The sequence below is a fragment of the Pseudomonas sp. FJ2-5-13 genome, assembly GCF_029201605.1.
GTDB lineage: Bacteria > Pseudomonadota > Gammaproteobacteria > Pseudomonadales > Pseudomonadaceae > Aquipseudomonas > Aquipseudomonas lactis.
This window is the reverse complement of sequence record NZ_CP104045.1, coordinates 3,892,766-3,913,442: the sequence shown is the minus strand read 5'-3', so window position 1 is coordinate 3,913,442 and position 20,677 is coordinate 3,892,766. Positions and strand designations below refer to the sequence as shown.

The 20,677-nt window shown below is 58.5% G+C and carries 24 protein-coding genes and 1 pseudogene; 19 read left to right on the top strand and 6 right to left on the bottom strand.

What is annotated here, in order from left to right; translation table 11 throughout:
- Nucleotides 1–30: 30 nt before the first annotated feature.
- Nucleotides 31–951, top strand: coding sequence for a P63C domain-containing protein (locus N2A98_RS17125; RefSeq protein WP_186607663.1), 921 nt, complete (start codon nt 31–33; stop codon nt 949–951).
- A 184-nt stretch (nt 952–1,135) separates the two neighbouring features.
- Nucleotides 1,136–1,747, top strand: a complete 612-nt coding sequence (locus N2A98_RS17120) for a DUF1353 domain-containing protein (RefSeq protein WP_186607664.1) — start codon at nt 1,136–1,138, stop codon at nt 1,745–1,747.
- Between the two features lie 184 nt (nt 1,748–1,931).
- Here N2A98_RS17120 and N2A98_RS17115 read toward each other — a convergent pair whose 3' ends face one another.
- Nucleotides 1,932–2,420, bottom strand: a complete 489-nt coding sequence (locus N2A98_RS17115) for a DUF2846 domain-containing protein (RefSeq protein WP_275622396.1) — start codon at nt 2,418–2,420, stop codon at nt 1,932–1,934.
- A 359-nt stretch (nt 2,421–2,779) separates the two neighbouring features.
- Here N2A98_RS17115 and N2A98_RS17110 point away from each other — a divergent pair, with 359 nt between their 5' ends.
- The gene (locus tag N2A98_RS17110; RefSeq protein WP_032897851.1) at nt 2,780–3,511 is read left to right on the top strand and encodes a zeta toxin family protein; all 732 of its coding nucleotides are present in this window, start codon (nt 2,780–2,782) and stop codon (nt 3,509–3,511) included.
- Nucleotides 3,508–3,702, top strand: a complete 195-nt coding sequence (locus N2A98_RS17105) for a hypothetical protein (RefSeq protein WP_032896299.1) — start codon at nt 3,508–3,510, stop codon at nt 3,700–3,702. The genes N2A98_RS17110 and N2A98_RS17105 overlap by 4 nt, the downstream gene beginning before the upstream one ends.
- A 52-nt stretch (nt 3,703–3,754) precedes the next feature.
- Here N2A98_RS17105 and N2A98_RS17100 read toward each other — a convergent pair whose 3' ends face one another.
- Nucleotides 3,755–4,180 (bottom strand): hypothetical protein, encoded by a 426-nt coding sequence (locus tag N2A98_RS17100; protein WP_275622395.1) that lies wholly within the window; start codon nt 4,178–4,180, stop codon nt 3,755–3,757.
- Between the two features lie 98 nt (nt 4,181–4,278).
- Between N2A98_RS17100 and N2A98_RS17095 the strand changes: the two genes are divergently transcribed.
- A complete protein-coding gene (locus N2A98_RS17095) occupies nt 4,279–4,515 on the top strand; it encodes a YdaS family helix-turn-helix protein (RefSeq protein ID WP_275622394.1) in 237 nt (78 codons plus the stop codon).
- A gap of 209 nt (nt 4,516–4,724) precedes the next feature.
- Here the strand turns inward: N2A98_RS17095 and N2A98_RS17090 are convergent.
- A pseudogene (locus tag N2A98_RS17090) lies at nt 4,725–5,012 on the bottom strand (type II toxin-antitoxin system RelE/ParE family toxin).
- Nucleotides 5,002–5,289, bottom strand: coding sequence for a type II toxin-antitoxin system Phd/YefM family antitoxin (locus N2A98_RS17085; protein WP_275622393.1), 288 nt, complete (start codon nt 5,287–5,289; stop codon nt 5,002–5,004). The pseudogene N2A98_RS17090 and the gene N2A98_RS17085 overlap by 11 nt, the downstream one beginning before the upstream one ends.
- 489 nt (nt 5,290–5,778) lie before the next feature.
- On the opposite strand from N2A98_RS17085, the gene N2A98_RS17080 reads away from it, so the two are divergent.
- From N2A98_RS17080 to aqpZ, 3 genes are all read left to right on the top strand, one after another.
- Nucleotides 5,779–5,955, top strand: coding sequence for a hypothetical protein (locus N2A98_RS17080; RefSeq protein WP_275622392.1), 177 nt, complete (start codon nt 5,779–5,781; stop codon nt 5,953–5,955).
- A gap of 83 nt (nt 5,956–6,038) precedes the next feature.
- Complete coding sequence (locus N2A98_RS17075) at nt 6,039–7,169, top strand: hypothetical protein (RefSeq protein WP_275622391.1); 1,131 nt, start codon at nt 6,039–6,041, stop codon at nt 7,167–7,169.
- 331 nt (nt 7,170–7,500) lie between these two features.
- The gene (gene aqpZ, locus N2A98_RS17070) at nt 7,501–8,193 is read left to right on the top strand and encodes an aquaporin Z (RefSeq protein WP_275622390.1); all 693 of its coding nucleotides are present in this window, start codon (nt 7,501–7,503) and stop codon (nt 8,191–8,193) included.
- Between the two features lie 40 nt (nt 8,194–8,233).
- On the opposite strand, the gene N2A98_RS17065 is transcribed toward aqpZ, so the two are convergent.
- Nucleotides 8,234–9,565: an LLM class flavin-dependent oxidoreductase gene (locus N2A98_RS17065; protein WP_275622389.1), complete on the bottom strand. Its 1,332-nt coding sequence runs from the start codon at nt 9,563–9,565 to the stop codon at nt 8,234–8,236.
- Nucleotide 9,566: 1 nt separating this feature from the next.
- A complete protein-coding gene (locus N2A98_RS17060; RefSeq protein ID WP_275622388.1) occupies nt 9,567–11,759 on the bottom strand; it encodes a TonB-dependent receptor in 2,193 nt (730 codons plus the stop codon).
- A 199-nt stretch (nt 11,760–11,958) separates the two neighbouring features.
- On the opposite strand from N2A98_RS17060, the gene N2A98_RS17055 reads away from it, so the two are divergent.
- The 11 genes from N2A98_RS17055 to N2A98_RS17005 all read left to right on the top strand — a co-directional run bounded on the left by N2A98_RS17055 (nt 11,959) and on the right by N2A98_RS17005 (nt 20,676).
- Nucleotides 11,959–12,999 carry a LacI family DNA-binding transcriptional regulator gene (locus N2A98_RS17055; protein ID WP_078803454.1) on the top strand — a complete coding sequence of 347 codons (1,041 nt, stop codon included), beginning with the start codon at nt 11,959–11,961 and terminating at the stop codon, nt 12,997–12,999.
- A gap of 227 nt (nt 13,000–13,226) precedes the next feature.
- Nucleotides 13,227–14,924 carry a type II secretion system ATPase GspE gene (gene gspE, locus N2A98_RS17050; RefSeq protein WP_275623619.1) on the top strand — a complete coding sequence of 566 codons (1,698 nt, stop codon included), beginning with the start codon at nt 13,227–13,229 and terminating at the stop codon, nt 14,922–14,924.
- The gene (gene gspF, locus N2A98_RS17045; RefSeq protein WP_275622387.1) at nt 14,921–16,117 is read left to right on the top strand and encodes a type II secretion system inner membrane protein GspF; all 1,197 of its coding nucleotides are present in this window, start codon (nt 14,921–14,923) and stop codon (nt 16,115–16,117) included. Before gspE ends, gspF begins: the two co-directional genes overlap by 4 nt.
- A gap of 20 nt (nt 16,118–16,137) precedes the next feature.
- Complete coding sequence (gene gspG, locus N2A98_RS17040) at nt 16,138–16,548, top strand: type II secretion system major pseudopilin GspG (RefSeq protein WP_078803452.1); 411 nt, start codon at nt 16,138–16,140, stop codon at nt 16,546–16,548.
- A gap of 7 nt (nt 16,549–16,555) precedes the next feature.
- Nucleotides 16,556–16,981 (top strand): GspH/FimT family pseudopilin, encoded by a 426-nt coding sequence (locus N2A98_RS17035; protein ID WP_125970397.1) that lies wholly within the window; start codon nt 16,556–16,558, stop codon nt 16,979–16,981.
- Nucleotides 16,978–17,310, top strand: a complete 333-nt coding sequence (locus N2A98_RS17030; protein WP_275622386.1) for a prepilin-type N-terminal cleavage/methylation domain-containing protein — start codon at nt 16,978–16,980, stop codon at nt 17,308–17,310. The genes N2A98_RS17035 and N2A98_RS17030 overlap by 4 nt, the downstream gene beginning before the upstream one ends.
- The gene (locus tag N2A98_RS17025; protein ID WP_275622385.1) at nt 17,307–17,915 is read left to right on the top strand and encodes a prepilin-type N-terminal cleavage/methylation domain-containing protein; all 609 of its coding nucleotides are present in this window, start codon (nt 17,307–17,309) and stop codon (nt 17,913–17,915) included. Before N2A98_RS17030 ends, N2A98_RS17025 begins: the two co-directional genes overlap by 4 nt.
- Nucleotides 17,912–18,613, top strand: a complete 702-nt coding sequence (locus N2A98_RS17020) for a general secretion pathway protein GspK (protein ID WP_153475802.1) — start codon at nt 17,912–17,914, stop codon at nt 18,611–18,613. Before N2A98_RS17025 ends, N2A98_RS17020 begins: the two co-directional genes overlap by 4 nt.
- Entirely contained in the window at nt 18,610–19,602 is a 993-nt protein-coding gene (locus tag N2A98_RS17015; RefSeq protein ID WP_275622384.1) for a PilN domain-containing protein, read from the top strand. The genes N2A98_RS17020 and N2A98_RS17015 overlap by 4 nt, the downstream gene beginning before the upstream one ends.
- Nucleotides 19,577–20,179 (top strand): type II secretion system protein GspM, encoded by a 603-nt coding sequence (gene gspM / locus N2A98_RS17010; protein WP_047711280.1) that lies wholly within the window; start codon nt 19,577–19,579, stop codon nt 20,177–20,179. The genes N2A98_RS17015 and gspM overlap by 26 nt, the downstream gene beginning before the upstream one ends.
- Nucleotides 20,176–20,676, top strand: a complete 501-nt coding sequence (locus tag N2A98_RS17005) for a general secretion pathway protein GspN (RefSeq protein ID WP_047711279.1) — start codon at nt 20,176–20,178, stop codon at nt 20,674–20,676. Before gspM ends, N2A98_RS17005 begins: the two co-directional genes overlap by 4 nt.
- Nucleotide 20,677 lies beyond the last annotated feature (1 nt).

The following is a 20,677-nucleotide window of genomic DNA, read 5'->3' as shown; positions in this document are numbered from 1 at the left end:
TTTTCGTTTCAACCACTGAGGGAAGTGCTAATGGTCAAGGAAGTCGATGCTGGTAGTGCCGCAGGTCTCCCAACAGCTACGCACAAGGGCGTGCTGAAAATTGCAGACTTGGAAATAAATTGTTTTGTTCTAGACGACGGTCGCAGAGTGATTTCTGGACGGGGAATGACAGCGGCAATTGGCATGAAAGGGCGTGGCCAAGGTATCGCTCGAATTACCAGCTTAAAGGTCATAAAAACGTTTGAAAACAATGCATTGATGCTGGCCATGCAAAACCCTATTCAATTTCTAGGTGGTTCACCTAGAAAAGGGGCGCCTAGCGACGGATTTGAAGCATCTACACTGCAGGATCTGTGTGAGGCTTTGCTTCAAGCCCGCGATGCCGACATGCTCAAGACAGAGCAAGAAGTTCGGTATGCGCAATTTGCTGATGTGTTGATCCGTTCATTCGCGCGAGTAGGCATTATTGCACTCGTGGATGAGGCCACCGGCTTTCAAGACGAGCGTCCTGCGGACGCGCTCCAGCAATATTTAGAACTCTTAGTCAGTAAAGAGCTTGCTGCCTGGGTCAAGAAATTTCCTGACGAGTTCTACGAAAATATTTATAAGCTAAAAGGCTGGGTTTGGCCGGGAATGAAGAAAAATCGCTATAGCGTTGTAGGTAAGTATACGAGGAACCTCGTATTCGAGCGCCTCGCTCCCGGCCTGCTACCAGAGCTTGAAAGTAAGAGCCCAAAGAACGCTAAGGGCCAGCGAAAAACGAAGCTTCATCAATGGCTCACTCAAGACATCGGCGATCCGATGCTCGCCCAGCACATGCATACTTTAGTGATGTTTCAACGCTTGGCAATTGCGAACGGACATAGTTGGGAGAGGTTCATCAAAACTGTTGATCAAGTGTTACCAAAACGTGGAGAGACACTTGAGCTTCCGATGGACCATCTTCAATAATTGAATTTATAAGTCCGGCCCAGCGCCGGGCTTCTTGTATCTGGCCTTTCTTATGCCATTGACACCAGCAATTGAGAAGAATATTCGCCGTACTTTTTCACTGATAGCTCCCCTGTCAGCGTCCACGGCTTGTGTTCGAAGGGTTCCTGTCTATGCTCTTGGAAAGATCAGGAGCAGCGAAAAAATGAAACTACCAACTCTCTTTTTTTTAGTCCTAGCCTTGGTTGGCTGTAGTGCACGAACGTCGATTACGCCTGTGGTGCCTTTCCCAGCACACGATTTCTGGATTCTTTTAAAAGATAAGACGTACGACATAGGCTCATCAGGGGCTCAAGTAATAATCCCTGCCGGCTTCGTCACCGATTACGCGAGTATCCCCAAATCCCTATGGAGCATTGCATCTCCTCATTCCGATTACAGTGAGGCTGCAACAATTCATGATTATCTCTACTGGACTCAATCATGCACGCGACTCCAAGCCGACAATATCTTTCTAATAGCCATGAAAGAAGACGGGGTGAGCGATTTCAGGAGATGGACCATATATAGAGCTGTCCGAGGCGCAGGCCAAGGCTCATGGAATGACAATGCTGAGGCTGTCAGTCTAGGAATGCCACGCTGGGTTCCTGAGAAACAACGTGAACTGACCAAAAAAAGTAACTGGCCGCTTATGCAAAAACAACTCGCTGATGATGGAGTTCGAGATCCAATATTGGCAAAAAACCAACCTTACTGTGAGTTCGGCAACAATACGGAAGTACCTAGCGAAGTCAAAAAAGAAATCGCCGCCAGATAAAAGCCCTAAAAGGATAATTTGTGAATATATAACCCAACTAGAGTCGTAGTTTATTCCACGACCTTTTCACAGTCGATTGTCTATGTTCAGCCCAGCTCCTATTGAACATCCTTTAATCCCGCCCTTCCCATCGCGGGCTTTTCTTTGTCTGCGATTTGGATCTAGGTATCGTCCATCGATCAGGCTAGATCGCCTCAACCTCTCTACATTGAGAGATTTCGGGCAGTGCCTGGTCTGCAGAGACTTGATTGAGTTGCCACTTCAGTTCAACCGCAACCGCATTAAATCGGTTTGCTTCCACTCTCTTGCCGCTGGATGTGAGGCTAACATACGAGGCATTTGAGCTTTTAACGTTGACTACAGTCGTGGTGGTGCCGCTCTCAAGGTTAGAGTTCCCTAAGATTCCAGCTTTCCATTTCTGAGTGATCTTGTACTCACCTGGCTTAACAGGCACGGCTACGTAACCACCGTTCTCCAGAGATGCTATCTGCTTTCCATTCAAAGAAATCAACGCGGACATTAGGCCCATATCGAAGTTACTGGGCCTGTACACATAGATCACACCGCGTTGTAAGTCCACGTTTTCAAGTGGCGCGAATTTTTGCCCTGTCATGGTGCAGGAACAAAGAAGCCCCGATAAGACAAGCGCTGAGATTTTCCGTACCCGAGTCATAGCCGCTCCATTTTGATTAAGTGCTTAATGATCAACACTGTCAGGCCGTCAATCAAACCTTTTGTGTTCATTTTACACGCAGCCTATTGGCTAGTTTGAGGGCACAAGGGCCGGATTGGTCAACACGGGAAGGGCGGCGATGATCTCGTTCATCGTTGCTTTATCTTGCTCAAAGTAGCTAGCGCCGGCATGTGTAATTACGAGCTGATGGTCCCCGATCTCAACGACGTCCACTAAAGCAAAAAGCGAGATCAGGGTAGAGCATCGGCGCGGGGGCCGCCTGATGCCGCCACTACACTGGATGTCTGGCAGGATAGCGAGTGTTAAAGTCCTGCCTCTATTTTTTGAGGGATGAGTCCATGACGCAGGAAGACAAAGCCGTTTCTGAACGCGCTGTGGCATTTGCAAAGCAAAACCGAACCCGTATCGCCCGGGAACTGGCGAGTTTGGAGACGTATCCGAGCGATGAGTACCCAGTCTCTGTATTCATGGCAGGATCGCCAGGAGCGGGGAAAACCGAAGTGTCCAGGGCATTTATCGGGATGATGCAGGCTGGTGGTTCAAACGCGTTACGAATCGACCCCGACGATTTCAGAAATTATTTCCCCGAGTACACAGGGCGAAATTCAAGTCTTTTTCAACGTGGCGTGACAATATTTGTTGAGCGCACTCTGGATCTGGTTTATCAGCAACGCCAATCGTTCCTGTTGGATGGGACCCTCGCGAATCTCGAAGTAGCGCGGCGAAACATCTCGCGCGCCCTTGATAAACAGAACAGGTCTGCCCAAGTCATTTACGTGTACCAGCGTCCTGAGCTTGCGTGGGAGTTTGTTCTAGCGAGAGAGAAAAAAGACGGCAGAAATATTCCTTGCCCTGAGTTTGTCAGACAGTTTTATGCTGCAAAAACATCTGTGTGCGCTCTAAAGCGTGAGTTCCAGGATGCGTTGCAGGTCGATGTGATTATCAAGGATACCGATGGAGGAAACGAGGATATTGGCATTGACCTTTCGGCTGACGAAATTGACGTGTTTGTCAGCCAGCCCTATGATCAAAATGAGCTTGAACGTATTTTGAACGGAGAATCCCAATGAAAGGCGAAAAGGCAGCAGACGCTTCGACGAAGATTCATGGTTCGTCGAAAATGTCTGATTTTTTCCGCCACGGGTCCGTGGAGGAAAGACGGGCGATTTATCATATGGCAGCTAGTGCAGCCATTGAGGAGCAGAGGGAACTAATCCGCTCAGTGAAACTTGGCGAAATCCTGACTGTAAAACCTCAATAATTCCGTATTCGTGTCCTAAGCCCAGCCTCGCGCTGGGCTTTTTGTATCTGGCTCAAGGCTTTTCAGCGTTGGCCTTCTCAAGCAGGGCGGCTATGCCCTCAAGCAGAACCAAATCCGACTCCTTGAGTCGTCCCTTCGCCGCGGCCCTGGCGAGTTTCTCGATAACCGCAACTGCCCGCGGCGTAGCCTTGTCCTGAAGGGCCTGGTAGGCAGAAGCCGCCTCTCGCACCACATTCTGAGAAGTGTACTCACCCTCGATCACTGCTGGTCCGTGCCCGTTCGGGTTGACCAGCACACCAGGCGCGAGCCCGATTTTCTTCTCGAGGTTGAGCGCCGCCTTCTCGCCGAGGGAGCGGTGCCCATTGAGGATCTGTGACAAATACGAAGCGTCCAGATCGTGCTGGTCGGCGAAGTCTTTCTGGCTGAGTGGGCCGATGACACGCCGCAGCGCGTCGACCCGAAGAGTTTTGATATCCATAGGCGAATAGTGTCCATGCGTTAGCAAATGGTAAATTGCGAAATGCTATTGTTATTGAGATTAGCAAAATGCCATCTTAGCTTCTTTCGAAGACGAACATGACGCTACTCGAACTCATCCGGTCCCTCGACACACCTTCGGTGGAGTCGTTGGCCAAGCGCAGCGGCACCAGCGCCGGGAACCTGAAACAGATCGCCAATGGCTTTCGCCGGGCAGGTCCAGGCCTCGCCATCAATCTTGAAAGGGAGTCGAGCAGGGCGGTTACCTGTGAAGAGCTCCGGCTCGATGTTGACTGGGCCTATCTGCGCAATTCAGGCCAAGAGCCAAATCTTTAATCCCGATTAAAAGAAGCCCTGATTGAGGGCGCATATCTTCGCCATGAGCTGAACGTCCGCCACGACAACCACGAAGAGGTTTCCCGAAATGGACCAGGTACACCGCGCAATACATGAAGCAGTTCTGGAAGCGGGGCCAAAGCAACTGGCTCACCTGATGGGTAGCCTGAAGGCAAATCCCTGCACCGCGCCAGCCTCCTCGCAGTTATCTACCGTTTCGCTGCCTGCTCGTACACGGAGCTGCGTTCGCGTTTTCCGACGGCCAGAACCAAGATGACAATCCGCTCATCCTCAACGCGGTATACCAGCCAGTAGCCGGCGCCGGGTAATTTGATCTTGTAACAATCTTTCATACCGTGAAGCGCATCGCTAGGCACTCGCGGTCCGGCCTGTCGCTCCTGAAGCTTTTACAGAAACTGGAGACGTATCATACCGTCGAGTTTTCGCAGTTCCTTGAGCGCCTTCGGATCCCATTCAATCTCGTATTCAGCGCCCATTGGCTATATCTGCCTCCGCCTCGCCAATCAGATCGTCGAGAGATATTTGAACGGGTGTTTCATTGGCGTCGAGCCGAGCCTTTACCAGGTGAGCCAGTTCCAATTCGTCCAGGCGCTCTACCATCGCTTCGTAGACATTTGCCGGAACCATGTAGCCCATAACGCGGTTGTGGTTCAATACCGCCACGGGCAGGCCGTTGGCACCGCTCAAGACGGATGATGGGTTTTTCTTGAGTTCGGAAACGCTCACCGCTACGTCAGCCAGAATATTTTGCATAGATAAGACTCCTATATAGGTCTTAATTCTGGTCTTTTTTCTGGGGGGTAGCAAGTGCTCGCCCCAACGTTCAGAACTTGCTCGGCATTTGTAGAACTTGATCTAGGCCTTTCGAGAGGTGCTTCATAAGGCAAGCATTTCCAGCATAAGGTGGCGGCGTACGCGGCAAAAATAAAATGCTCACTCTCCGCTGGTGATTCTGTCAGCAATAGAACGTCTGACGCCTAATTTCGAGTAATCCTTTGATGTAACGCTGAAAATGGCCCGCTGTTAGATACAGGATTGGCAAAGACCGATCAATACTTGGTCTTTGAATAAACCAGGTTTAAACGTAATGATTAATTCCCTGCCTTTTTGTAGGTGTGCTCTCTCTTTACGAAGGGCGATATCCTACCACTTAAGAGGCAACGTCTGGCGTGTGTTATTTCAGTTGACGACTAATGTTAAATAGTCTGCATTTGGGCAGGCATAACATAGTTGGAGAAGACCATGATAGAACTTACAGAGCTCGTGCAGCAGTTGTTGGATAAAAATACTGCTCAAGTGGTGCAGGAATCCAATCGTCATGTTTCCAGTGTGTTGAAGTACGACGATCCAGGCAAGGATGGAGTTGCCGCACCTTGGTCTATTACCTGGAATACACAGGAGCAGGAAAGAATAAGCTAGGTGTTTTTATATAGGTGCGCCCGGCTCTAGGTTTCATCGGGGTCGGGTGTTTTCAACACGAATACACGGATGAGGTGTTCAAGATGAATATTGAAACCTGGCAAGGTGTGCAACGACTGTTAAATGAATACGCTAACGTCAAGTCCGATGATCGAGTCATAGTAGTTTATGCTGATGATAGTGCCGAACAGGCGGCCTGGGTGTGCACCGCATTGGAGTGTCAGGGCATTGTTTTTCAGCGAGTCTGGATGCAGCCTTTCAAAGATGAGGCTTTATTCACGCGTCTTATAAATGCACTTCCGACGCCCGATTCATTTGCTGGACGTCTCGTCGTCTTTACATTGGAACGAGATACCCTTTCCAATCATGATGTGTTGCGTAAAGCTCTTGTGCCTTTTGAGACATCACGTTGCTATATGTTCAGGGTAATAAATGCGTGTGAGGCATTGTTCTCAACGGCCTTGCAAATAGGGCCAGATGAACTATCTGCACGGAATACTGCTTTGCTGGAAAGAGCACTTCTATCTTCGCGGTTACGTGTTGAGTCACCTGGGGGAACCCGGCTATCTATAACGTTGGATAACAACGCGTACCGTTGGGTCAGTAATCGAGGCCGTGCTCGCCCAGGAGGCACAGTTGTTTTGCCCGCAGGCGAGGTCGCCACCTTTCCGGCAAGTGTCGACGGTGTGTTGGTTGCTGATTTTGCATTTAACGTCAACACGGTTACTGATCGTGATGCTCGGTTGCAAGCTTACCCAGTAACGGTGGAGATCAGCGAGGGGCGAGCTATCAATTGGTCATGTGGTAGCCCAGAGGTTAAAGGCTTTTTGGATAACGCCTTTTCATCTCCCTGCGTGCGTAATGTTGGCGAGTTAGGTTTTGGTACGAATATCGGCATTCGCACGGGGCTTCAGTTGAATTCGCATATCAATGAGCGTTGTCCTGGCGTCCACCTTGGGTTCGGTCAACATAATCAGGACCCTCAACGCGTAGGTTACGATTGCCCACTGCATTTGGATCTGATTGCGCGTGGAGGCCTGGTTTGGTTTGATCAGGACCCGAATCCTCTCGATTTGGCCCGTTTAGTACCTTCCAGCAACCCTCATCCCACTAGTCCACGAGATGAAGATGCGTTTTCGCCAGCAGGTCAGAATGACTTGGATGACTGTTGCGGTTTGATGTCGTGCGATGGTTTAAGGTTGGTGGGGAATTGAGAGGTGGTCTGGGAACTAGATGAGGTGTGCTCACCGTGTGGTTATGCACCTGTCTTCACGCCGTCCAAGGGGGGCTTACGGTCATTGCAACTTGCCCGTGTTGATCGGTGTTATCCAGGCGCGACATAGGGAGGAGTGCGTGCGAAACCTAGCGGTGGGACGTTCTTCCATCGCAAGCAAGAGTCGCCCGATGAATACCACTCCCCATATTGTCCACGCCATCCTCCGCCATTTTTCAAAAGCACCACACACCAAGGAAATTTCCCACATCCAACGTCGGTACCCCGTTGTTACGCTCCGACTCTTTGACCTTACTTCAAGGAGTTCCCTCATGACAAAAAGTCTAGCCGCCGAGTTCTTCGGCACATTCTGGCTGGTACTGGGTGGTTGCGGCAGTGCCGTTCTGGCTGCCGCCTTCCCTGAGCTGGGCATCGGCTTTGTAGGCGTGGCCTTGGCATTTGGCTTAACCGTATTAACCATCGCCTACGCCGTCGGCCACATTTCCGGCGGTCATTTCAATCCGGCGGTCACTCTGGGTTTGCTCGCCGCGGGGCGTATTGATGGCAAGGACGTGGTGCCCTACATCCTCACTCAGGTTCTGGGTGCGATTGCAGCGGCCGGGGTGTTGTACCTGATCGCCAGCGGCAAGGCCGGGTTTGATGTATCGGCGGGGTTTGCCACCAATGGTTATGGCGAGCACTCGCCGGGTGGCTTCTCGTTGCTGTCAGTGGTGGTCACCGAGTTTGTACTCACGGCGTTTTTCCTGCTGATCATCCTGGGTGTTACCGATAAAAAGGCGCCGGCCGGTTTTGCGCCGCTGGCCATCGGGTTTGCGCTGGTCTTGATTCACCTGATCAGTATTCCGGTGAGCAATACATCGGTTAACCCGGCGCGCAGTACGGGCGTGGCACTGTTTCAAGGCGATTGGGCGATGGCCCAGTTGTGGGTGTTCTGGGTGGTGCCTTTGCTCGGTGGCGTGTTTGGTGGGCTCGTGCACCGGTTCGTGTTGGCGACAAAACAGTAATCGCTCAGGCCACCTTTGCTCGGCGAGCGGACCGTGTTCTTCATGATCGAGCCGCCTTGTAACGGTTGCCCGGGCGCACCAAACCAAGGTTTTCGCGCAGTGTGGTGCCGGTGTATTCGCGACGAAACAAACCACGCCGCTGTAACTCAGGAACGACCAAACCGGCAAAATCCTCCAGCCCACCCGGCAAGTGCGGTACCAATATATTGAAGCCATCCGCCGCACCTTCTTCAAACCAGCGCTGCAGCTCATCGGCGATCTGCACCGGCGTGCCGATCACGTTGTAATGACCGCGTCCACCGGCAATGCGTCGGCCCAGTTGCGCCAGCGTCAGTTGTTCGCGTTGGGCCAGTTCACTCAGCAGTTGCTGACGGCTGCGCTGTCCGCTGTCGGTCAAGGGTAGCTCGGGCAGCGGCTCATCCAGCGGGTAGCCGGACAGGTCGAAATTACCCAGCATGCGCCCCAGCAACGCCACTCCCACCTCGGGTTCGACCAGCGCCTGGAACGCTTCGAATTTGGCCTGGGCCAAGGCTTCGGTTTGGCCCACCACCACAAACACGCCCGGCATGATTTTCAGCGAATCGGCCTCGCGCTCGTATTGGCCCAAGCGAGCTTTGAGGTCGCTGTAGAAGGCCTGCGCGTCGGCCAATGAGGTCTGCGCGGTAAACACCACTTCGGCGGTCTGCGCGGCCAGTTCACGGCCGGTTTCCGAGGAGCCGGCCTGCACGATCACCGGTTGGCCCTGGGGCGAGCGCGCCACGTTCAGAGGGCCTTTGACCCGGAAATGTTCGCCCACATGGTCCAGCACATGGCGTTTACTTGGCTCGTAATAGCGCCCGCTGGCCTTGTCACGCACGAAAGCATCGTCGTCCCAGCTGTCCCACAATCCCGTCACCACCTGATGAAACTCCCGCGCGCGGCTGTAGCGTTCGGCATGCCCCAGGTGTTCGTCGCGACCGAAATTCAGCGCCTCGGCGGCGTTATCCGAGGTCACCAGGTTCCAGCCTGCACGGCCACCGGACAGGTGATCCAGCGAAGCAAATTTGCGCGCCACATGGTAGGGCTCGTTGTAGCTGGTGGTGGCGGTCGCGATCAGGCCGATGTGCTCGGTCACTGCACTGAGCGCCGAGAGCAGGGTTAGCGGCTCGAAATGATCGGAGCGCGCCATCTGGCTGGCGACCTCGCCGGTGCCCGCGGCAATGCTGTCGGCCACGAACAGGGCGTCGAACTTCGCCGCTTCCGCCACCCGTGCCAAATGCTTGTAGTGGGCGAAGTCCAGGCCAGCGTTCGCCGGTACGTCGGGGTGGCGCCAGGCGGCCACGTGGTGCCCCGTAGCCATCAGGAAGGCGCCGAGTTTGAGTTGACGGCTCATGCTAGAAATCCTTGCGCAGTTGCACGCCGAAGTAACGCTCATCGTCACGAGGCACGGCGCGGTAGATGTAGTTGCCGCCGCTGGCCAGCAGCGGTGAGTAGGATTTGTCGGCGAGGTTCTTCGCCAACAGCGCCACGCGCCAGCCGTTGGTGTAGTCAGCCAGGGCCACGCTGGCGTTCCAGATGCCGTAGGCGCCTTGTTTGGTGTCCAGATTCTGGCTGATGTCGTACTGCACTTCGCTCTGCCAGCTGTAGTCAGTGCCCAGTTCGATATCCAGGCCGTTATCCAGAGGGATGCTGTAGTCGGCGCGCACGTAGCTTTTCCAGTCCGGGCTGAACGGCAGTGGCTTGCCATTGACGTTGCAGGTTGCCGCTGCGCCTGGCGGGCACGCGAACTGATCGATGCGCGCCCGGGTATAGGCCAGGGCGCCGGACAGCTTGAGTTGCTGGGTGGCTTGCAGGGCGTAATCGAGCTCGACGCCTTCGGTGCTGACGCTGCCAGCGTTGATCAGGCGTGTCACGACTTGGCCGGCGACGGTGTCGAAAAAGTTGGCTTGGTAGTTGTCGTAGTCACTGTGGAACACCGCCAGGTTGGTGGTCAGGCGGTTGTTCCAGGCAGTGGCCTTGATTCCGGCTTCCCAGGTATTGGAAGTCTCCGGCTTGAGCGCGTCGGTGTCGCGCGGCTGCATGTTGAAGAACACGTTATAGGCCGGGCCTTTGTAGCCGCGCGAGTAGGTGAGGTAGCTGGTCACGGTGTCGCTGATGTCGTACTGCACGCCCAGCCGCCCGGACCAACCGTCCTCGTCTACCGAACCAGAACTCGACGTCGCCGGTTGAATGCCGCTGACGGCAGTGGCAGAGGTGGACACGCGGCGATGGTCGTACTTCAAGTCGTCATGGGTGTAACGCAAACCGGCGATGCCGCGAAAGCGCGAGGTGAAGTTGAGCGTGGTCTCGCCGAACGCCGCGTAGCTGTCGCTGGTGGTGTTGTAGTCGGCAATGCCACGGTCGACACGCGTCGTGGTGGTGAGGGTGCGCTGGTAGGTTTCTTCATCCTTGCCATGCATGTAGAACAGGCCGCCGACGTACTCCAGGAACTCACCTTTGGGCGAGGCCAGGCGCAGCTCCTGGGAATACTGGTCGAACGCCAGGTCGCCTTTGTCGGCGGTGCCGGGGAACACGGCGGTGACCGTGCCGAGACGGTCGCCATCCTGATATTGAATGTTGTCCCAGCCGCGCCAGGCGGTGATCGAGGTGAGGGTGTAGTCGCCCAGGTTCCAGTCCAGCTGCGCCGACAAACCCTTGTTGGTATCTTCCACATGGCTGCGGGTATCGGTGTTGATATCGCGGTTGTCACTTGAGGCGCGCACCGGCCTCAAGGCATTGCTGAACGCCGGGCTCAGGGACTTGCTGACCACGCCATTGGGCGCGTCATCGTGGGATTGCATGTAGTCGGCGATCAGGGTCAGTGTCACGTCATCGTTGGGCGTGAATTCCAGCTTGCCGCGAATGCCCTTGTGGTTGTAACCGTTAACCTCTTGGCCATTGTGGCGGTTATCGACGTTACCGTCGTAGCTGCCGAACAAGGTGCTGACCGAACCCTTGAGCACCTCCGGCACCAGGCTGCCGCCGATGCCGAAGCGCGTGCGGCTTTCATTGCCGCTGTAGAACGACTGGTCGATAAAGCCGTGGGTCTGGGCAGTCGGCGCCTTACTGGTGATATTCAGCACACCGGCCGACGCATTCTTGCCGAACAGCGTGCCTTGCGGGCCACGCAGCACCTCGATGCGCTCCAAGTCCAACAGGTCGAGCGTGGCCTGGCCGGGGCGTGCATAGACCACGCCATCGATCACCGTAGCCACCGTTGGCTCAACGCCCGGCGAGGTAGAAATGGTGCCCACGCCACGCACGAACAGTGACGTGTCCTTGTTCGAAGCGCCGGTGCGAAAGTTCAGCGATGGCACCTGCTGCGCGATGCTCGCCACCCCGTTGCGATTGTCACGCTCCAGTTGCTCGCCCTCGAGCACCGAGACGGCCACCGGGACTTTTTGCAGCGATTCTTCGCGGCGGGTGGCGGTGACTGTCACGGATTGGAGCGTGGGTTCCTGTTCGTCAGCCGCAACAGCGCCGCAGACGGGCAAGGCGCAAAGGCCTGCCAGAAGCAACAAAGGGGTGTGCCGTGGAAAGTTATGCATGCTGTGCCCGCTCGAAAAAATACCCTGGTCCGCTGCGGTTCTGCGACCGTCAGCGCCTGTGAAAATGTCTTGGGCATTCGCTCGAGCGAGTAGCAGACAGTGCGCTTTGTTAGCGCTAACATCTGGATTATTGAAGGCGACCGTTTAGAGCGTCAAATACTAAAAAATTAGTTTTATATTCCTTTTTGAGGATTGTGCCGTGGACGAACACAAACCGCGCAAGCGCCGGGGCGCCGGCCGCGTCACCCTCAACACCGTGGCGCGCCAGGCCGGGGTGTCGGCCATTACCGTGTCGCGTTACTTCAACCAACCTGAACAGGTTTCGCCCGAGCGCCGTGAACGTATCGCCGAGGTAGTTGCGCAGTTGGGGTATGTGCCGAATCTGGTGGCCGGTGGATTGGCCTCCGCGCGCGGCAAAATCGTTGCGATGGTGATCCCGAATATCTCGGGGCCGATTTTTGCCAATACGCTGCAGGGCTTTAGCGACACCCTCAGTCGTCACGGCTACCAGCTGTTGCTGGCCTCCAGCTATTTCAGCGTCGAGCAGGAGGAAAGCGCGGTGCGCGCTTTTCTCGGTTGGTCGCCGGCAGCGCTGGTGCTGACCAGCCGCTTTCACAGCCCAGGCACCGAGAAGATGATCGCCGAGGCAGATATACCGATCGTCGAAACCTGGGACTACGTGCCGGAACGCGCGCCGTTGCAAGTGGGTTTTTCCCATTACGAAGTGGGCGTCAGCGCCGCGCGCTACTTGCATGGCAAGGGCTATCGGCGCATCGCCTTCGTACAGAACAGCGCAGTAGGCGACTTCAGTGCGTTGGAGCGCCGCGATGGGTTTACCGCGACCCTTTCCGAGTTGGGTGTGCAGCCCTGGGTCTTTGTGCCGGACGCCGACCGCGCCCCCTTCGACGCCGGCAAGCAGGCCATGGAAGCGCTGATGGGGCAGGCGATCACGCCCGACGCGATTTTCTTCGCCAATGACAACCTCGCCGCTGGCGGTTTGCTGGCCGGTCAACGCGCCGGGCTGAGCATCCCCCAGGACTGCGCCGTATTGGGATTCGGCGACTACCCGTTTGCCCCCATGTTGCTGCCCAGCCTCAGCACCCTCCAGCCACCCGCGTTGGAGATTGGTGTACTCGCTGCCACACGCGTTCTGCAAAGTCTGGGTGTATTAGCCACCGATGCGGAAGTTAAGCGCTTGAATCTTTTGCACTGTCAGTTAATTGAAAGAGAGAGCACCTGAATGACCCGCCGTTATGGCTAAGTGCAACTAGTGGCTATTGGCTGCTAACGCTCTAAATCAGTGCGTTTGGCAATGTTTTGTATTTAATTACCCCCTCATCCGGAACTAGGGCTATAACTTCCAGTCGATACACCCGGCTAACGCCTGCCTGGGCTATGGCGAACTAATGGCATTGTTCGGTAGTTCTAAATAGCCATACTTTTCGCAACGTTAGATATTCCTCAATGATGTCGTCAGCGCCCATCGATGCTTGCAAGATGCAGATCCCGCACACCGACCAGGTGTGCGCGTGGCTGATGCAGCACGCCGGGCTCAAAACCGCTGATCTGGAACGCGCACAGCGTTTATCCACCGAGCCTGGCGACCTGCTCGGTTTACTCACGCGCTTGGGCTTAGTGTCTGAAATCGAACTGGCTCGCGCCTGGGCCGATTTGCTGAATGCGCCACTGCTGCTGGCCGACGCGGCGCCGCCGTTGCTCGACCCGCTTCCCGTGCTCACCGAGCGCTTCATGCGTCATTACCAGATAGTGCCCATGGGTTGGCAGCAGGGTGGGTTACGTGTGCTAGCCGCCAACCCCGCGCAGTTATATCCGTTCCAGGCCCTGGCGTATGCCTGTGAGGTGCCGGTGTGGCTGGCCATCGGTTCGCGTACTGAAGTCGACACGCTGATCGAGCGCTATTACGGCCAGGGCCGTTCCGCCATGGGCAGCCTGATCGAAAACCTCGATGAGCAGGGGGGCGCCCTGGAAGATATCGAACACCTCAAGGACATGGCTTCCGAAGCACCGGTGATTCGCTTGGTCAACCTGATCCTGCAGCGCGCGGTGGAACAGCGCGCTTCGGATATCCATATCGAACCCTTCGAAAACCAACTCAAGGTGCGCTACCGCATCGACGGTGTGTTACACGACGCCGAAGCGCCGCCGGCCAGTTCGTCGGCGGCGGTGATCTCGCGGGTGAAGATCATGGCGCGCCTGGACATTGCCGAACGGCGCTTGCCCCAGGACGGGCGCATCATGCTGCGCATCCAGGGCAAAGCGTTGGACCTGCGGGTGTCCACGGTGCCCACCAGCTTTGGCGAGTCGGTGGTGATGCGCCTGTTGGACCGGCAAACCGTGCAATTCGATTTCCCCAGCCTGGGCTTTGATGGCCCGCGCCTGGAGGCCTTCCAGGATCTATTGGCGCGGCCCCACGGCATCCTGTTGGTCACCGGGCCCACAGGCTCGGGCAAAACCACCACGCTCTATACCGCGCTGTCGCAACTCAACACGGCTGAACGCAAGATCATCACCGTGGAAGACCCGGTGGAATACCAGCTTGAAGGGATCAACCAGATCCAGGTCAAGCCCGCCATCGGCCTGGACTTTGCCGGAGCGCTGCGCGCCATCGTGCGCCAGGACCCGGACGTGATCATGATCGGCGAAATCCGCGACCTGGAAACCTGCCGTATCGCCGTGCAGTCCTCCCTCACGGGTCACTTGGTGCTCTCAACCCTGCACACCAACAGCGCCGCGGCGAGCATCACGCGCTTGCTGGACATGGGCGTGGAAAGCTACCTGATTGCCTCCACGGTCAGCGGTATCCTCGCCCAGCGCCTGGTGCGCCGCCTGGACCCTGCCACGCGGGTGGCTTTCCAGGCCCCGCCGGAATTGATCCAGGAGCACGGCCTGGATCGCCTGACCGAGCAGCGTCCGATCCTGCTTTACCGCGGCGCTTATCACGGTCGCAGCGCCCTCACTGAATTGTTGGTAATGAACGACGAGTTGCGTGGCCTGCTGATGGGCCACGCCGACGCCGCCAGCCTCGAACACGCCGCCCGCCGCGCCGGTTTGCGCACCTTGTATGAAGACGGTTTGCGCCAGGCCCTGGCCGGTGTCACGTCCCTGGAAGAAGTGCTGCGCGTCACCCGTGGTGACGACGCGTGAGCCTGTTCAAGTTCCGTGCGTTGGACAGCCAGGGCGTGGCCCAGAACGGCACGTTGCGGGCCATTGACCAGGCGGCCGCTGTCGCCGTCTTGCATCAGCGCGGGTGGTTGCTACTGCACATCGAAACGGCCAGCGGCCCCTTGTTGCGCCAGGCACGCGGGCAGTTGAAGGGCGCAGCGCTGGTGAGTTTTACCCAGCAATTGGCCACGCTACTGGGCGCCGGCCAGCCCCTCGAGCGCGCTTTAAACCTGTTGCTCAAGCAAGCCCGTCATCCCCAGGTGCGGGCCTTGATCGAGCGTATCCGCGACCAGGTCAAGGCTGGCAAACCGCTGTCGGCGGCGATGGAGGAGGAGGGCGGCACGTTTTCCCCGCTGTACCTGAGCATGGTGCGCGCCGGTGAAGCCGGCGGGGCGCTGGAAGGCACCCTGCGCCAGCTCAGCGACTACCTGGAGCGCAGCCAGTTGCTGCGCGGCGAGGTGATCAATGCGCTGATCTATCCGGCGTTCCTGGTGGTGGGTGTACTGGGTTCCCTGGCGCTGTTGCTGGCCTATGTGGTGCCGCAATTCGTGCCGATTTTTCAGGACCTTGGCGTACCGATTCCACTGATCACCCAGGTGATCCTGGGGCTCGGCGAGTTCCTCGGCGCCTACGGCCTGGTGGTGCTGGCCGGGTTGTCGATCAGTGGATGGGTCCTGGCGGCGCGCCTGCGCGACCCCCTGCGCCGTGAGCGTTACGACCGTCACCTGATGGGCATCCGCGTGATCGGCCCGCTGTTGCAACGGGTGCAAGCCGCCCGCCTGGCCCGCACCCTCGGCACGTTGCTGAGCAATGGCGTGGCGCTGCTGCCCGCGCTGGTGATCGCCCGGCAGGTTTGCAGCAACCGTGCGCTCCAGGCGCAAGTGGCGCTGGCGGCGCAACGGGTCAAGGGCGGCGGCACCCTGGCCGATGCGTTCGGTCGCCAGCCGCTGCTACCGGAGCTGGCGCTGCACATGATCGAAGTCGGCGAACAGGCCGGTGAACTGGACAGCATGCTGCTCAAGGTCGCCGACATCTTCGACGTCGAGGCCAAGCGCGCCATCGAACGCTTGCTCGCTGCACTGGTGCCGACCCTGACCGTGGTCATGGCGGTGCTGGTGGCGGTGATCATGCTCGCGATCATGCTGCCGCTGATGAGCCTCACCAGTCATATATGAACTTTCAAGGAGCAGAACCGATGAAAACCCGACACCGCCAAGGCGGCTTCACCCTCTTGGAAATGCTGGCGGTGATCGTGCTGCTGGGCATTGTCGCGACCATTGTGGTGCGCCAGGTCGGTGGCAATGTGGACAAGGGCAAGTACGGCGCGGGCAAGGCGCAACTGGCCAGTTTGAGCATGAAGATCGACAGCTACGCTCTGGACGTGGGCGCGCCGCCCAACAACCTGCAACAACTGCTCGACAAGCCCGCCAGTGCGTCCAACTGGGCCGGCCCCTACGCCAAGCCTTCGGAGCTGAAAGACCCGTTCGGCCATGGGTTTGGCTATCGCTTCCCCGGTGAGCACGGGGCCTTCGACCTGATCTTCTACGGCCAGGACGGCCAACCCGGCGGCGACGGCTACAGTGCCGACCTGGGCAACTGGGAATAACCCGCCCATGGCTCAGCGAGGCTTTACCCTGCTGGAGATGCTGGTGGTCATTTTATTGATCGGCATTGCGGCGGGGTTGTTGGGGCTGGGTGTACGACAAGGGTTGCAGGTGGCCAAGGAGCGCCGGGTGGTCGCGCAGATGGTCGAGGCCCTGCGCGCCACGCGGGCGAGCGCTATCGTCAGCGGCCAGGCGGCGCACACTCAATTCGACCTCCAGGGCCGCACGTTCCAGGCGCCAGGGCGTGCGTCACAGCGGTGGCCGGCGCAGGTGCAGGTGACCTTGCACAGTGCCGAGCAGGCCGGGGCCGCCGTGGTGTTCTATCCCGACGGCAGTTCCACCGGCGGTAACCTGCTGCTGGCCAACGGTAGCAGGCGTTGGCGCATCGACATCGGCTGGCTCACCGGCAGTGTGCAATCCAAGGCGCTGCCATGAAGCACCAGGCCGGTTTCACCTTGCTGGAAATGCTCGCCGCCCTGACGTTGATGGCGGTGTGCAGCAGCGTGTTGCTGGTTGCCTTCGGCCAGAGCGCGCGTTCGTTGTCCCAAGTAACCCACAGCGACCGCCTCACCCATGCCGCGCTCACGCTGCTGGACCAGGAAGCTGCCGGCCCGCTGATTGAAGGAGCCCGCCAAGGCGAACTTGACGGCATCCATTGGCAATTGACCAGTACCCGCCAACAGCCGCACCTGTTTCGTCTTGACCTGAACGTGCGTGAAGGCGTGCATCAGGCGCACTTCAGCACCTTGAAGGCACGCCTGTGAAGCGCCGTGAGCAGGGCTTCACGTTGCTGGAAGTGCTCGTGGTGCTCAGCTTGCTGTCGGTGTTGTTGCTGCTGGTGAGCGCAGCGTTGCTGGGGGCCAATCGGGCGGTGGCCAAGGCTCAGGCCTACACCGCCAGCCTGGATGAAATGCGCGCTGCCCAACAGTTTTTGCGCACCTCAATCAGCGAGGCGCTGCCGTTAAAACTCACTGACGACGACCGCCAGGCCGAGGGTTTCTTGATAGGCACGCCGGAGCGGCTGCAGTTTGTAGCGACCTTGCCCGGTGTATTGGGCGGGGGGATCCAGCGCTTTACCCTGCAACGGGTCGGGCAGGATCTGCAGGTGGCTTTTTCGCAGAGGGCCTCCCACGCCAACGCGCAGCGCGATGAGCCGCAGGTGCTTTTGCATAACGTCCAGGCGCTGCAGTTCAGTTATCGCGGTATATCGCCACTGGGCCAGCCCACCGACTGGTTGAGCCCGTGGCCCTGGCCCCGGCGCTTGCCCACAGCGGTGCGCATCGACGCCGCCGTCAACGGGCCGGTGCCGTGGGTTACTCAGGTGGTTGCGTTGCGCCTGAACCTGTCCAGCACGAGCAGCGAAGAATGAAGCGCCAACGCGGTGCGGCCCTGTTGCTGGTGCTGTGGGTGCTGGCCTTGCTCAGCGTATTGCTGGGTGGACTGGCCGGGTGGGTGCAGCTGCAAAGTCGCCAGGCGCTGTGGCTGCGCCAGCACACCCAGACACTGTTGGCCGCCCAGGCCGGAATCGCACAGGTCATGACGCAAGGGCAGTGGGTGGCGGACGGGCGTTCTATTGCGCTGACCTTCGACGACGCCCGCTTACAGGTCAGTGTGCGCAGTGAGCGCGGCAAGCTGTACCTGGTCAACGCCGCCCCCCATGACCTCACGCGCCTGGCCCTGGCCTGCGGCGCTACAGCGGCCCAGGCCCAGCAATTGGCCAAGGCCCTTGAGACTCGCCGCCATCAGGGCCTGGCGCCGTTTCGGGTGTTGGAAGAGGTGCGTCAAATCCCCGGTATGACCCAGGCGCTCTACAGCCAATTGCTGCCTGAAATCACCTTGTGGAGCGACCTCGACCGGCCTGCTCCGGCATTCGCCAGCCCCCTGATGCGCAAGGCGTTGAACCTGCCACGCCAGGACGCCGAGGGCGTCGACCCCGGCCAGGTGGTGGAAATCGACAGCCGCGCCGAGCGCCCCGGCGGCTATCAGGCACGCCTGCGACTCACCCTTTTATTGAGCCCTGCGGAGGACAGCGCACAGCCCTATCGGGTGGTGCGGTGGCAAGAATGATTCAACTCGAACCGATTGCCCGCTATTGGCGCGCCAGCCTGCTGCAACAAGGCTGGCGCTTGTGGCTCACGGAGTTACGCGGCTGTGTGCCGAAGTGGCTGGCGTTCCAGGAGCCGCCTGAGCAGGTTCATCACTGGCCGCTGACGGCGCCGGTGGTGCCAGGCAATGCGCGCCAGGTGCTGATGCTTGCCCCCGACGCGGTGTTGCAGCAAAGCGTGCAACTGCCTCTGGCCGCTGCACGTAACCTCATGGAAGTAGTTGGCTATGAACTGGACCGCTACACCCCGTTTGACGCCGAGCAGCTCTACTTCGTCGCCCGTCAGGAGCGGCGCACACCTAGCCACCTGGAGGTGAGGGTGGTGGCGATCCTGCGCGAGCGCCTGGACCAGATTCTCACCGACTGCGCTGCCCTCGGCCTGTACCCGCACCGCGTGGATGTGGCGGGCTTGGGTATTGATCTGCTGCCCGCGCCGTTACGCCCGCGTTCGCGTTCCGCCGGCAAGCAATTGCAGCGCAGCCTGCCGTGGTTGTGCGGCGCGTTGCTGATCGCGGCGATGCTGTTGTGGCTCAACGACCGCCAGCGGGTACTCGACAGCATGCGCGCCACTGTCCAACAGCAAAAAGCCGAGGTCGCCCAGGTGCACGCCCTGCGCCAGCAACTGCTCAATACCCGTGGTGCGGCGCAGTACCTGTCCCAGCGTAAACGGGCGCAACCACCCCTGGCCGCGCTGCTGAATGACTTGACCAGTTGCCTGCCCGCCGACACCTGGCTCGACCAATTGGACGTCAAGGACGGCGAGGTGAGTTTTTCCGGCCAGAGCGCCAAGGCCAGTGGCCTGATCAGCCGCATCAAAGGCTGCCAGCGCTTGGACAACGCGCAGTTCGAAGGGGTGATCCAACCCGACGCACGCACCGGCAAAGACCAGTTTGCCTTGCGTGCCCACTTACGCCAGGAGGCCGCCGATGCGCCGACCCCTTACACCCCGTGAACGCCGCGGCGCCGCCTTGTTGACCCTGGCTTTGGTGCTCGGCGCGGCCTATTGGCTGTTGATCGACAGCTGGTTCGCCGGCCCGCTGCGGGCCATGGGTGAGCAGGCCGAACAGTTGCGTGAACAGCAGCAGCGCTATGCCAGCGTCATACGCCAGGGCGATGCGTTGCGCAAACAACTGGCGCAGGCACAGCAAGACCCGGCCAGCAGCGCCAGCCTGTTGCCGGGGGACGACCCGGACGTGGTCGCCGCCGACCTGATGCAGCGTCTTGCCGACCTGATCAACAGCCACGCCAACCTCGGCGGCGGCTGCAACCTCACCCAGCGCAAGCCGATCACGCCTGAACAGGACGACAGCGAGCCCTATCGTCAGGTCAAGGTCAGCCTCACGCTCAATTGCGCCATCGAACCGCTGACCGCGATCCTGCATGGGCTGGAATATCAGCCGCCTTTTCTGTTCGTCGATGAGCTGCATATTCGTCGTGACAAACTGGCGCCGGCCAATGGCGGGGCAGGCAAGCTGGCGGTGCAACTGCTGGTACGCGGCTACCTGCAACCGGCGCGGGTGGCACCATGATCGGCCCCTTGCGTCCTCTGGAATGGGGTTGGCTCGGCGTGGCCGCGCTTTTGGGGTTGTTGATGGCGATGATCCTCAGCAGCATCGGCGATGCCCCGCGGTGGTTACCCGATGCGCCGGTGCATGCGCCGCCCTCGTTCCAGGTGCAGGCCGCGCCCACGCCGGCGTTGCAAGACCTTGCTGGCACCTGGCAAACGCCGCTGTTCAGCCCGGATCGCCGCCCAGACCGGGAGGTGGGTAAAACCCAGGTGGCGAGCCTGGCCAACCTGACCCTCAGCGGCATCCTGATCACCGGCAACCTGCAAATGGCCATGCTCAAGCAAGCCGGTGGCCCCACGCTCACGGTGCGCTTGGGCCAGGCGTTGCCCAACGGCTGGCGCCTGGAACACCTGACCCCGCAATACGCCCGTTTTGCCCTGGACGGGCGCACCCAGACCCTGAGCCTCTACGGTAAGCGGCTACCCCTGATCTCACATCCCCGCGAGTCTCTCCCTTGAT